Here is a 14,737-nt window from a genome sequence, read left to right as displayed (position 1 = left end):
CTCGGATGAACTCGAACAGCGCCTCGTCAGAGGCCGACTCGATCTCGTCGTCGACGGTGTCCTCGACCGTCGGGGAGGGCTCGTCGGTCCACTTGAGCAGCAGCCCGCGCAGACGGGTGGTGATCTGCGACCGGGAGGCGTCCCGCGCGTCGACCTTGGCCAGGTCGGCTTCGAGTCGGTCCAGCTGCGCACTGATCGGGAGGTCGGCCGTCGGGCCGTCGGCCGCCAGTCGGGTGTCCAGGAGTTCGGCCACCGCCGAGGGGGTGGGATGGTCGAAGACCAGCGTGGGTGGGAGCCGCAGACCGGTGATCCGGCCGAGGTTGTTGCGTAGCTCCACCGCGATCAGCGAGTCGAAGCCGACGGACTGGAATGCCGCGTCGGGATCGACCTGATCGGCGGAGACGTAGCCCAGAGCCGAGGCGACCTCGGAGCGCACCAGGTCGAGCACTGCCCGGGCCCGTTCGCCCGGCGGCATCGCGGTCAGTCTTCGCACCAGGCCGTCCTGTTCGTCCCCGGCACCGTCGGCGGCCGGGGCGACGGAGTCCACCGCCTGCCGTGCCTCCGGCAGCTCCGACAACAGCGGCTGCGGGCGGTGCAGGGTGAACGAGGGGACGAAGTTCGCCCAGTCCACGTCGGCCACCGCGATCGCCGTATCGTCGTTGCCGACCGAGGCTTCCAAGGCCGCCATCGCCGGGTCCGGCGACATGGGGATCACGCCGCGCCGCCGGAGGTACTCGCCTGCCTCGCCTGCGGCCATCCCACTCTCGGCCCAGGCTCCCCAGGCGATCGACGTCGCGGGCAGGCCTACGGCCCTGCGCTGCGAGGCGATCGCATCGACGGCGGCGTTGGCGGCCGCGTAGGCCCCCTGGCTTCCGCTGCCCCAGACCCCCGAGATCGACGCGAACGACACGAACGCGGTGATCGGATGGTGCCGGGTGAGCTGGTCCAGAGTGGCCGCTCCCTGTGCCTTGGCGCGCAGCACCTCGGCTATCCGGGCCTCGGAGAGGTCGGTCAGTGCCGTGTCGTCGAGCACTCCTGCGGTGTGGAAGACACCGGTCAACGGCGTCGCCGGGGGGATGGCGTCGAGAACGTCGCGCAGCGCGTCGCGATCGGCGACGTCGCAGGCGACGACGACGGTCTCGACACCGACCTCGGCAAGCTCCGCCACCAGTTCGGCGGCCCCGGGTGCCGCCGGACCGCGCCGCGAGGTCAACACCAGTCGCTCGGCCCCCCGGCTCGCCAACCAGCGGGCGACGCGGACGCCCAACGCGCCGGTGCCGCCGGTCACCAGCACCGTCCCGCGAGTTCGCCATCGTTCGGCGGTCTCGGCGGAAACCGGGTTCAGCGGAGCCCGCACCAGCCTGCGGCCGAACACCCCGGCCGGGCGCACGGCAACCTGATCCTCTCCTGACTCTGCCGCCAAGACGCCGCGCAGCCGCGCGCCGATCCGGTCGGCGTCCGATTCGGACAGTCCGGGGAGGTTCGGGAGGTCCACCAGGCCGCCCCACCGCTCCGGGTGTTCCAGGGCGACGACCCGGCCCAGTCCCCACAGCATCGCCTGCGCGGGATCGACCGGTGCATCGTCGTCCCGGACCGACACGGCACCACGCGTCAGACACCACAGCGGGGCGGTCACCGCAGCGTCACCGAGCGCCTGCACCAACGTGACAGTGGACGCCAGGTCGCGGACCGGCAGGATCGGCGCTACCGGCTCGGCCGGATCCAACGTCGTCGCGGGGTCGGTCCTCGGCAGCCCCAGCAGCGACACGATCCCGGTGGGCGGCTCCGCTGTCTCCGCGAGACGTCGCAGTCGCGTGGCCAGCTCGACACGGCCCAAACCGGCTTCGACCTCGATCCGAGTCACCCTGGCACCGCCCTGTGTGAGCAGCTTCTCGACGCTGGCGGATTCGCCGATGGATCGCCCGGCGGCGGGGTCCTCGACGAGGAGCCAGTTGCCGAGGAGCGGCGTCGACGCAGCGTGCTCGCGGGTCGGCACTCCCGTCCAGCGCACCCGGTACCGCCAGGAGTCCACCCGTTCCCGATCGCGTGATCGGCGGCGCCACCGGGACAGCGCGGGCAGCATCGATGTGAGGTCCTCGGCCTCCCCATCGGGCAGGGTGACCAGCCGGGCGAGTCCTGCCCGGTCGTCGCGTTCGACGGCGGCCCAGAACGCGTCCTCGGCGGCCGAACCCGATCCGACCGGACCGGTCGGCGCGGCGGCCGGGGCGGCGTCCCACCAGAACCGATCTCGTTGGAACGCATAGGTAGGCAGGTCCACAACCGAGGCGTCGGAAGGCAGCAGTGGCGTGAAGTCCACGGCGACACCGGTGACGTGCGCGGCGGCCAGACCGCCGAGAAGCGCGGCCGTCTCCGCCCGGTCCGACCGTAGAAGGGCGATGCAGGATGTCTCAGGCGTCGATCCGCGCGGTGCATCGACGATCCCGTCCGCCGCAGCCTCGGTGGCCGCACGGTCGTCATCCAGTGTTTCGCGCGTCAGCGCGGTCAGCACACCGCCGGGTCCGACCTCGATCACCGTGGTGACCCCCAGCTCGCGCAGCGTGCGGACCGCGTCCGCGTAGCGCACGGGCTCACGCACCTGCCGCACCCAGTATTCGGGTCCGGCCGAGGTGGAGGGGTCGAGCACCGCACCGGTCACCGTCGAGACCAGCGGGACCGTCGGGACATCGGCCGCCACGGTCGCCAGCTCGCGACCGTAGTCCTCGAGCATCGGGTCCAGTAGCGACGAGTGGAAGGCGTGGCTGACCTGGAGCAGCCGCACGCGATGTCCCTGGTCCCGCCACCACGCAACGATCTCGGAGATCTCGGCGGCGTCGCCGGAGATCACCGTGGCGAGCGGACCGTTGACCGCAGCGACGTCCACCGTGGACTGCTGACCCGTCACTGTGGCGGTCCGGGTCGCCAGGTGTGCTCGCACTGCGTCCTCGGCTGCCTCGATCGAGGCCATCGCCCCGCCGTCGGGCAGCCGTTGCATCAGCCTCGCCCGCGCCGCGACGACTCGACAGGCCGCAGGCAGCGTCCACAGGCCCGCCACATAGGCGGCGGTGAGCTCGCCCAGCGAATGTCCCGCAACAACCTCCGGCGTCACGCCTGCGGCAGCCAGCAGGCGCACCAGAGCTACCTCGACGGCGAACAGGGCAGGCTGGGCAAGTCCTGTGTCGTCGATCGAGCGGGCGGGCGGTTCCTCGACGGAGCGGCTCGGCTCGTCGGCGGGCGACTTCTCTCCCGCCGTGGCAGCGGCGAACACGGCCTCGCGCAGCGAGAACCCCAACAACGGGTCCAACTCCGCACACACCTCATCGAACGCCCCCGCGAACACCGGAAACACGTCATACAGTTCCCGACCCATCCCCACGTACTGCGAACCCTGACCCGAGAACACCAACCCCACCCGGCGTGCACCACGCACCACACCCGACACCACACCCGCCCCCGAACGACCCGCCGCCACCCCGGCCAGACCGGCCGCGAATTCTGCGGAGTCCTGCGCGACCACGACCGCACGGTGGTCCAGTGCCGCTCTCGTGGTGATGAGTGAACGTGCGACGTCGGCCGGTGCCGTTCCCGGCAGCGCCCCGTGCTCGGCCAGCCGCTGGGCCTGTGCCCGCAGGGCGGCTGCGGTCTGCCCGGACAGCAGCCAGGGCACCGACGGAGACACGGGCTTCTCGATCGACGATCTCCCGGGCTCGACGGCACGCTCGGCGGATTCCACCGGGTCGGCCGAGCGGTGATCGTCTGTCTCGATGGTCGGGGCCTGTTCGAGGATGACGTGGGCATTGGTCCCGCTGATCCCGAACGACGACACCGCAGCCCGACGCGGACGGTCGACCTCCGGCCACGGCCGCGACTCGATCAACAACTCCACGCCACCCGACGACCAGTCCACCTGAGACGACGGCTCGTCCACATGCAGGGTCGACGGCAGCACCCCGTGCTCCAACGCCAACACCATCTTGATCACACCCGCGACACCCGCAGCGGCCTGGGTGTGCCCGATGTTCGACTTCACCGAACCCAGGAACACCGGATTCTCCGGCTCGCGATCCCGGCCATAGGTCGCCAACAACGCCTGCGCCTCGATCGGATCACCCAACCGAGTCCCAGTGCCATGCGCCTCCACCACATCGACATCCCCGGTGGACAGACCGGCATTCGCCAACGCCTGCCGAATCACCCGCTGCTGCGACGGACCATTCGGCGCCGTCAACCCATTCGACGCACCATCCTGATTCACCGCCGAACCCCTCACCACCGCCAGAACACGACGACCGTTCGCCACCGCATCCGACAACCGCTCCAGAACAAGAACCCCGACACCCTCGGCCATGCCGGTGCCGTCGGCGGTATCCGCGAAGGCCTTGACCCGGCCGTCGGCGGCCAGGCCGCCCTGCTGGCTGAACTGCTGGAGCACCAGCGGGGTGGACATGACCGTCACCCCGCCGGCCAGGGCCATCGAGCACTCACCGGCACGCAGCGACTGCGCCGCCTGATGTAAGGCAACCAACGAGGACGAACACGCCGTATCCACCGTCACCGCCGGACCCTCCAGCCCGAAGACATAGGAGAGGCGACCGGAGAGGACGCTCGCCGCGTTGCCCGTCATGAGGTGTCCCTGGCCCGCTTCGGTCGCATGCCGTCGACGAGTCACGTAGTCGACGCCCGCGACGCCCGCGAAGACGCCGATGTCCCGGCCGTGGACCGAGTGCGGATCGAGACCGGTCCGTTCGAAGGCCTCCCAGGCGGTCTCCAACAACAACCGTTGCTGCGGATCCATCGCCACCGCCTCCCGAGGCGAGATCCCGAACAGACCCGCGTCGAAGTCGGCGGCGTCGGAGAGGAAACCGCCCGCCGTAGGGAGAGAAGGCGAGCCCTCTGCGGTTCCGTCCGCCTGTTCGTCCGCCCAGCCCCGGTCGATGGGCAGCGGAACGAGACCGTCACGCCCCTCGGTGAGCAGCCGCCACAGCTCTTCCGGGGACCGCACGTCACCGGGCAGCCTGCAGGCCATGCCGACCACGGCGATCGGGTCGTCGTCCGACGCGCTCTGCCTCCGCTGGTTCGCGACGACTACAGGTTCGTCCCTCGTGCCGAGTAATCCCTGGGCCAGTTCGGCGGCCAGTGCGGCCGGAGTGGGATGGTCGAAGATCGCGGTGACGGGAAGTCGGAGCCCGGTCGCGCCGTTGAGTCGGTTGCGCAGTTCGACGGAGGTCACCGAGTCGAAACCGATCTCCTGGAACGGCCGACGCGGATCGACCTGGTCCGGTGTTCCGTGGCCCAGCACGACGGCGACGGTGGAGCGCACCAGGTCCGCGAGTTCCTTCTCGCGTTCCCCGACGGGCAGGCCACGCAGGCGATCGAATGCGGTGGTGGCGGCAGAGGCCGGCCCCGAAGCACCGAGGCGCTCCCGATCGTTCAGCGCACGCACCTCCGGTACCTCGTCGAACAGGGTGCTCGGGCGTGCGGCGGTGTAGGCGACGAGGTAACGCTCCCAACGGATGTCCGCGACGCACAGGAAGGCCTCGTGATGCTCGACCGCTTGATGCAGGGCGGTCAGGGCGGCGGCGGGGTCCAACGCCGGAGTGCCGTGGCGTTCGAAGAGGTCTCGCACGGCCCCTGTGGCCATGCCGCTGTCCTCCCACGCTCCCCATGCGACAGAGGTCGCGGGCAGCCCCGCGGCCCGCCGCCATTCGGCGAGTGCGTCGAGGAAGACGTTGCCGGGCGCGTAGTTGCCCTGACCCGGCACGCCGACGGTCGCGCCCGCCGAGGAGAACAGCAGGAAGCAGGCGAGGTCGTGGTCACGCGTGAGGTGATGCAGGTTCACCGCGCCCTGGGCCTTGACATCGAGCACCGCGCAGATCTGCTGCGGTGTGAGTGCCTCGAGCGTGGTGTCGTCCAGGATTCCGGCGGTGTGCACCACGCCGGTCAGCGGCGCCTCGGCCGGGATCTCCTTCACGACACGGTGCAGCGCGTCGCGCTCGGCCACGTCGCAGGCCGCGAGGGTGACCTCCGCGCCGAGACGGCGGAGTTCGTCGGCGAGGTCCTCGGCTCCCGGTGCCGCCGCACCGCGCCGCGAGGTGAGCACGAGGTGCTCGACGCCGCGACCGACGAGCCACCGCGCGACCTGGGCGCCCAGCGCACCGGTTCCGCCGGTGACCAGCACGGTGCCGCCCGCCGTCCAGCGACCGGACGTCGCGGCCGGCAACGGAACGGGCCCTTCATCGGTCACCGCGACGGATGCGCCGTCGGGCTCCTGCTCGACCGATGAATCGACGCGGCCGCCCACGGGCAGCGGTGCGCGGACGAGTCGGCGCGCGAACACCCCGGAGGAGCGCACCGCCACCTGGTCCTCGCCCGTGGTGCCCGCCAGGATTCCGCACAGCCGGGACGCGGCCTGATCACCGAGGGACGCGGGAAGGTCGATCATGCCGCCCCACTGGTCGGGCTGTTCCAGCGCCGCCACGCGGCCCACACCCCAGACCATCGCCTGTTCGGGGTCGACGAACGCGGAGCCGGGCCCGTGTGGGGACACCGCGTCGCGGGTGACGCACCACAGCGGCGCGCCGACACCCGCATCCCCCAGCGCCTGCAACAGGGTCACCGTGTCGGCGAGCCGGCCACCCGACACCGTGTCGGGCAATTCACGTGAAGCTTCGTGGCCCGGTACGACAGACGGGTGGCGGCCGCCGTCCTCGGCGTCGAGTGGGTGCCCGACCGACGGCAGGGCGAGCAGCGACACCACGCCGGTCACCGGGCCGTCGACGGCGATCGTCGTCCGCAGTCGCTCCGTCAGCGCCCCGCGATCGAGGCCCTGTTCCACCATGAGCCGGACGACCTCGGCGCCCCCGCGAGACAGGGCGTGGATCACCTGATCGGCATCGGTATCCGATTCCGCGTGGCGCGCGGTGTCGGACGGGCCGTCGAACGCGGCAGGCATCGCAGGCGCGTCGACGAGCAGCCAGCGACCATCGAGCCGAGCGGCGTCGGCGTCTGTCGGCACCGACGCCCGCGCCCACCGGACGCGGTACCGCCACGAGTCCACGATCTCGTGCTCCCGGGCTCGGCGCCGCCATCGGGACAGCATCGGCAGCACCGAGGCCACCGCGTCGTGGTCGTCCGCCGTCGAGTCCGCCACCAACCGCGTGACACCCGCCGCGTCGCCCTGCTCCACGGCCGTCCAGAAGGAGTCCTCCACCGAGCCCCCGCCCGGGTACGGGCGAGAGTCGATCGGCGAGGGCTTCGGATCCGGTGCGAGCCAGAACCGCTCCCGTTGGAAGGCATACGTCGGGAGGTCGATCCGCCTGCCGCCCCATCCGCCGATCAGGTGCGACCAGTCCACGGGGACGCCTCGGACGTGCAGCTCGGCCAGGGCGGTGAGGAACCGGGCGGCTCCCCCGTCGTCCCGCCGCAGAGTCGCCCCGGCGAAGGCCTCCTCGACGGCGGTGTCCGCCAGGATCTCCTCGATGCTCATGGCGAGTACCGGATGCGGGCTGACCTCGAGGAACACCTCGTGTCGGTCGGCGACGACGGCACGCGTGGTCTCCTCGAACCGAACCGTCCGGCGCAGGTTCCGATACCAGTACTCGGCGTCGAGTTCGGCGGTGTCGATCCGGGCGGCCGCCACCGTCGAGTAGAACGGCACCTCACCGGCGTGCGGCTCGACCTCCTCGAACAGTTCAAGCAGCCGGGTGTGCAGTGCTTCCACCTGATCGGAGTGCGACGCGTAGTCGACCGTGACGCGCCGCGCGCGGACGCCGCTGGTCGAGCAGTGCGCCACGAGTGCGTCCAGCGCCGCCGTTGCGCCCGCGACGACGGTCGAGGTCGGTCCGTTCTCGGCGGCGATCTCCAGGCCTACGGCGGAATCGCCGAGTGCCGCGATCGCCTCCGTCGTCTGACGTGAGGACAGACCCACCGACGCCATTCCGCCGCCGCCCGAGAGAGTCTCGGCGACGGCCTGGCTACGCCGGGCGACGATCCTGGCCCCGTCGGAGAGGGAGATACCACCCGCGATGCAGGCCGCCGCGATCTCGCCCTGCGAGTGACCGAGGACGGCGGCGGGAACCACGCCGCAGGAGCGCCACAGCTCCGCCAGCGACACCAGGACCGCCCAGAGCACGGGCTGCACGACGTCGACGCGATCGGCGAGCGCCGGATCGACGTCAGGGCTCAGCATGTCGCGCAGCGACCAGCCCACGAAGGGGGTCAGTACCTGCTCGCAGGCGGTGATCCACTCGGCGAAGACGGGAGAGCAGGCCAGCAGATCGGTCGCCATCCCCCGCCACTGGGAACCCTGCCCGGGGAAGACGAAGACCGGACGACGGTCACCGTCGTGGGCGATGCCCGCGACGACGCCGGGAGCCTCGCGCCCATCGGCCACCGCGTCGAGACCGGCCAGCAACTCCGAACGGTCGGCACCGACCACCACCGCACGATGCCGGTGCGTCGTGCGGCTCGTCACCAGCGCGCCGGCCACGTCGACGATCGACGACTCGGGCTGTTCGACCAGCAGCCGACGCAGGCGTCGGCCCTGCGCCCGCAGCGCGGACTCGCTGCGCGCGGAGAGCAACAGCGGCACCGCGTCCGGCCGGACGACCAGCGGCATGGCGGCGGCCTCCGGAACGGAGGCGGGCTCGGGAACGACGGCGGACTCGGGTTCCTCCAGCAGAACGTGTGCGTTCGTCCCGCTGAAACCGAACGCCGACACCCCGGCGCGACGCGGCCGGTCCTGGCGGGGCCAGTCGCGAGCCTCGGTCAGCAGCCGCACCCCGCCCGTCGTCCAGTCCACCTCGGGAGTGGGCTCATCCACGTGCAGCGTGCGCGGCAGCACCTCGTGCCGCAGTGCCATCACCATCTTGATCACTCCGGCGACGCCCGCGGCGGCCCCGGTGTGGCCGATGTTGGACTTCACCGACCCGAGCCACAGTGGACGATCCTCGGATCGGTCCCTGCCGTAGGCGGCGAGGAGCGCCTGCGCCTCGATCGGATCGCCCAGTCTGGTGCCCGTGCCGTGGGCCTCGACCGCGTCGACGTCGTCCGCCGTCAGCCCGGATTGGGCCAGAGCCTGTCGGATGACGCGCTGCTGCGCGGGGCCGTTGGGAGCGGACAGGCCGTTGCTGGCGCCGTCCTGGTTGATCGCGGTGCCACGGACGACCCCCAGCACACGGCGGCCGTTGCGTCGTGCGTCGGAGAGTCGTTCCAGCAGCAGCACGCCGACGCCCTCCGACCAACCGGTGCCGTCCGCCGCCTTGGCGAACGGCTTGCAGCGGCCGTCGGGTGCCAAACCGCGCTGGCGGGAGAACTCGACGAAGGCGACCGGCGTGGCCATCACGGCCGCTCCGCCCGCCAACGCCATCGAGCACTCGCCGCTGCGCAGCGCCTGGCCCGCCAGGTGCACGGCGACCAGCGAGGAGGAACAGGCCGTGTCCACCGTGATCGCCGGGCCCTCCAGCCCCAGCGTGTACGCGACGCGACCGGAGGCGATGCTCGTCGCGTTGCCGGTCATCAGGTATCCCTCGGCGGCGTCGGCGTCCCGACCCGGCTCGCTGCCGTAGTCGCGCCAGGCGATGCCGGTGAAGACTCCCGTCGAGCTGCCCCGCATCAGCGACGGATCGATGTCCGCCCGTTCGAAGGCCTCCCACGAGGTCTCCAGCAGTAACCGCTGCTGCGGGTCCATCGCCGTCGCCTCACGCGGGGAGATGCCGAAGAAGTCGGCGTCGAAACCCGCGGGGTCGTCGAGGAAGCCGCCGGAGCGGGTGTAGCTCGTGCCCCGATTGGCCGGATCGGCGTGATAGAGCGCCTCGACGTCCCAGCCGCGATCCAGCGGGAACGGCGACATCGCATCCTCGCCGTCGACGAGCAGCCGCCAGAGCGACTCCGGCGAGTCGACGCCGCCGGGGAACCGGCAGGCCATACCGATGATCGCGATCGGCTCGTCCTCGGCGACGGCGGCGATCTCGGCGGTCCGGTCGCGGCTCGGCTCCGCCGAGGTGCCGAGGATCTCGGCCTCCAGGTGACGGACGAGCGCCTGGGGAGTCGGGTGGTCGAAGACCAGGGTGCTGGGCAGTCGGAGTCCCGTGCTCGCGGCGAGCCGGTCACGCAGCCGGACGGCGGTAAGCGAGTCCACGCCCATGTCGCGGAACGGCTGATCGGCCCCCACGGCGGTGGCCGAGGCGTGTCCGAGGAGCAGGGCGGCGTCGCCGCGCACCCGGTCGAGTAGCAGGCTGCGCCGTTCCTCGGCGTCGACGTCGCGCAGCCGGGTGTCCTCGGCCGCCGGAGCGGCGGAATCGTCCGGTGTGTCGACGTCGGCGTCGACGAGTCCGTCCACCAGCGGTCCGGGACGCAGGCTGGTGTAGGCGGCGGCGAAGACCGTCCAGTCGACGTCGGCGACGATCCAGGGCTCGGCGTCGACGACCATCGCCGTGTCCAGGACGTCCAGGGCGCGCTCGGCGGGCATGGGTCGCAGACCGCGATCGCCCCAGTGATCGCTCGCCGCGTCCGAGGACGCGCCGCGGACCGATTCCGACTGCCAGGTCCCCCAGGACAGCGAGCGGACGCGGGGGCCGTCGGTCGAGGAACGTCGGCCCAGCGCGTCGAGGTGGGACTCGATCGCGGCCTGCGCCGCGTATCCGCCCGCGCCCCACACGCCGGTCAGCGAGGAGAACATCAGCAGGTCGGCGGCGCCCGCCCGGTGGGCGAACCGGATCACCTCGTAGATCGAGTGCAGGGCGGCGCGCACCCCTGCGTCGAACTCGGCCGCATCGACGTCGTCGAGCCGTCCGACGGGCACCGAGGCCGTCTCGACGTGGACGACGGCGGCGAGCGGGGTCGCGCCGAGCAGCCCGATGAGGGTCTCGTGGCGAGTCTCGTCGGTGTCGCGGACGACGCTGACGGTGGCGCCGAGCTCGGCGAGTCGATCCGTCAGCACCGAGTCGTCCCGGTCGCCGGCCTCGGCGGGGAAGCGCGGTGCCAGCAGGACGTGGCGCGCGCCGCGTTCGGCGACGCGGCACGCCAGCGTCGGCCAGGTGTCGTCCCAGTCGCCGGTGAGCACCACCGCGCCATCCGGCCGCCACGGTGGGGCCACCGAGCTGTCCTCGGGGACGGGCCGCAGTCGCCGGACGTGGCGGCCCGAGGAGCGGACGGCGATCTCGTCCTCCGCATGGCCGCCGCGCACCACGCCCGCCACGAGCCCGGCCGTCCGACCGTCCGTCGTGGCGGGAAGGTCGATCAGCCCGCCCCACCGGTCCGGATGCTCGCGCGCGGCGCTGCGCCCCCAGCCCCAGAGCAAGGCCTGTCGTGGATCGACGGGAGCGTCGCCCTCGCCGACCGAGACGGCCGACCGCGTGACGCACCAGAGGGGCCCGCGCACGCGAGCCTGTCCCAGTGCCTGGAGGAGAACGGTGGTGGCGCGCATCGCCGTCGGCGTGTCGAGACCGTCGTGCTCCGACGCCCCATCGCGCAGGGCGAGCAGAGAGAGCACGCCTGCGACCTCGGTGCCGTCGGCGGAGCGGACGGCTTCGGCGAGTCGCTCGACCTGCACGGACCCGGTCGACCCGGCCTCGTCGAGCACGAGGTGCGCGACACCGCCGCCGTCGGTGAGGGCGTCGACGATCGCGGTGATGTCGGGATCGTCGCTCTGCTCCTCGGTGTGGACGACCAGCCACCGACCCGCGGTTCCGTCGGTGTGGTCGGCGGCGAACGGGATCCAGGTGCTGCGATGGCGCCAGGACGCGGTCTCGGCGAGCGACCGTCGCCGCGCGGCCCGCTCGCTCAGGGCTGGCAGCAGGGCCGTCAGAGCGCCGTGCTCGTCCGGTGCACGCAGACCGAGTGTCTCGGCGAGCGCGGACAGGTCACCGCGTCGCACCGCTTCCCAGAAGTCGGCGTCGAGGGTCGTCGCCGTCGAGTCGCCGCCTGCCGTCGAGCGGTCCCACCAGTAGCGGCTCCGCTGGAAGGCGTAGGTGGGCAGCGGAACCCGACGGGCGGCCCCGTCGAGCAGCCCCGCCCAGCGCGGGACGAGCCCTCGGACGTGCAACGCGGCCAAGGCCGCGCCGAAGGTGTCGGGCTCCGGCCGTCCCCGACGCAGGGTGACGGCGAAGGTGACCTCCTCGTCGGCGTGCTGCTCGTCGAGGACCTCGCGCGCCATCGGCGTCAGCACACCGTCGGGACCGACCTCCAGAATCGTCGTGACCGATTCCTCCCGGAGGGTGCGGATGGCGTCGGCGAAGCGGACCGGACGCCGGAGCTGGTCGGCCCAGTACTCCGGCGTGGTGACTGCCCGCGGGTCGACGGGCCTGCCGGTCACCGTGGAGATCAGCGGAATCTCCGGCGCCACGAAGGAGACCTGCTGCAACGCCTCGGTGAAGGCGGCGACAGCGGGCTCGATCAACGGGGAGTGGAAGGCCTGGCCGCCGCGTAGCAGGCGTACCCGTCGGCCCCGGTCCCGCCAGGCGTGCGTCGCCCTTGCCACGGTGTCGGCGTCTCCGGAGAAGACCACCGAATTCGGGCCGTTGACGGCGGCGATCACCAGGGTCCCGTCGATCTCGGCGAGGTAGTCGGCGGCCTCGGTTTCGGTGGCCGCCACGGCGACCATCGCGCCGGGCAGGGCCAGTCGCCGGACGAGCCCGCCTCTGGCGGCGACCACCGCGCAGGCGTCGCGCAGGGACCAGACGCCCGCCAGGTAGGCGGCCACGACCTCGCCGAATGAGTGTCCCAACACGACATCGGGGCGGATTCCGACGTGGGCCAGCAGGCGACTGAGGGCGACCTCGACGGCGAACAGCGCAGCTTGAGCGAGGTCGGTGCGGTCGAGCGGCCGATCGATGGCCGTGTCGGGTTGCGTCGTCGCGGATTCGGCAGGCCCGGCTTCGACGGCGGCACCGAGACCGCCGCCCGAGTCGTCGTCGGCGAAGACGAGATCGCGGACCGAGACGCCCAGCAGCGGGTCCAGCTCGGCGCACACCTCGTCGAAGGCCGCGGCGAACACTGGGTAGGTGCGGTACAGAGTCCGGCCCATCGCCGGGTACTGGGAGCCCTGCCCGGTGAACATCATCGCGAGCCTGCCGGTGGCGCGTGTCGTGCCGGTCACCACGCCGGGTGCCTCAGTGCCCTCGGCCACGGCCGACAGTCCCGCGGCCAACTCGGCGCGGTCCGCTCCGAGGATCACCGCCCGGTGCTCCAGATGAGCCCGCGTGGTGGCCAGCGAGAAGGCCACGTCCGTCGGGGAGACCGCAGGCTCAGCGGCGACGTGGTCGATCAGTCGGGCGGCCTGCCCCCGCAGTGCCTCCGCCGTTCGTCCGGAGAGGACCCACGGCAGCGGCGCGGGCGCGGCGGCGGACGCCGGGCGCGGTTCGACCTCGTCATACTCCGGCTCCGGGGCCTGTTCGAGGACCACGTGCGCGTTGGTGCCGCTGATCCCGAAGGAGGACACCGCCGCCCGCCGGGCGCGGTCCACAGCGGGCCACGGACGCGATGCGGTCAGCAGCTCCACTGCTCCGGCCGACCAGTCCACCTGGGCGGAGGGCTCTTCGGCGTGCAGCGTCGGTGGCAGCACCCCGTGTCGCATCGCGAGGATCATCTTGATCACGCCCGCCACACCCGAGGCGGCCTGGGTGTGGGCGATGTTGGACTTCACCGAGCCGAGGAACAGGGGACGATCGGGATCGCGTCCCTGTCCATAGGTCGCGAGCAGCGCCTGCGCCTCGATGGGGTCGCCGAGCCGGGTTCCGGTGCCGTGGGCCTCGACCGCGTCGACGTCCTGGGTGGACAGTCGCGCGTTCGCGAGGGCCTGGCGGATCACCCGCTGCTGCGCGGGCCCGTTCGGAGCGGTGAGCCCGTGGGAGGCACCGTCCTGGTTGACGGCCGAGCCTCGGACCACCGCGAGGACGTGCCGCCCGTTACGCACGGCGTCGGACAGCCGCTCCAGGACGAGCACGCCGACGCCCTCACCCCAACCGGTGCCGTCGGCCGTGTCGGCGAAGGACTTGCATCGCCCGTCGGAGGCGAGTCCGCCCTGCCGGTGGAACTCGGTGAAGAGACCGGGATGGGACATGACGGCGACACCGCCCGCCAAGGCCAGCGAACAGTCGCCGTCGCGGAGGGACTGCGCTGCCTGGTGCAGGGCGACCAAGGAGGACGAACAGGCCGTGTCGATGGTGATGGCGGGCCCCTCCAGGCCCAGGGTGTAGGCGATACGACCGGAGGCGATGCTGGCGATGGTGCCGGTCAGCACGTGTCCGGCGACGTCCTCGGCCTCCTCGTCCAACCGGGGGCCGTAATCGTGGTTTCCCATGCCGACGAAGACGCCCGTGTCCGTGCCACGCAGGGCGGTCGGTGCGAGACCTGCTCGTTCGAGCGCCTCCCAGGAGGTCTCCAGCAGCAGCCGCTGCTGCGGGTCCATCGCGGTCGCCTCCCGGGGCGAGATTCCGAAGAGGCCCGCGTCGAAGTCGGCCGCACCGTCGAGGAAACCGCCTTGCCTGGTGTGCGGCATCGCCGGGTCGGCCGGCGTCCACCCCCGGTCGACCGGGAAGCCGGACACCGCGTCGCCGCCTGCGGCCACCAGCCGCCACAGGTCCTCCGGCGAGGTCACCCCGCCGGGGAGACGGCACGCCATGCCCACCACCGCCACCGCGTCCCGGCCTCGGGACTCGACCTCCCGCAGCCGCTGCCGCGTCTGGTGCAGATCGGCGGTCACTCGCCGCAGGTACTCGACAAGCCGGTCGTCATCCGCCAC

General features: G+C 72.2%; 1 pseudogene. It reads right to left on the bottom strand.

The window, feature by feature from the left end:
• Positions 1 to 49: 49 nt before the first annotated feature.
• Positions 50 to 14,707: pseudogene (locus BKA25_RS11335) on the bottom strand (type I polyketide synthase); the annotation flags it as partial.
• Positions 14,708 to 14,737 lie beyond the last annotated feature (30 nt).

Origin of the sequence: Actinoalloteichus hymeniacidonis, from assembly GCF_014203365.1 — a bacterium.
Classification (GTDB): domain Bacteria; phylum Actinomycetota; class Actinomycetes; order Mycobacteriales; family Pseudonocardiaceae; genus Actinoalloteichus_A; species Actinoalloteichus_A hymeniacidonis.
Note: the sequence above shows the minus strand (reverse complement) of the source record. Positions and strands in the feature narration are given on the sequence as shown.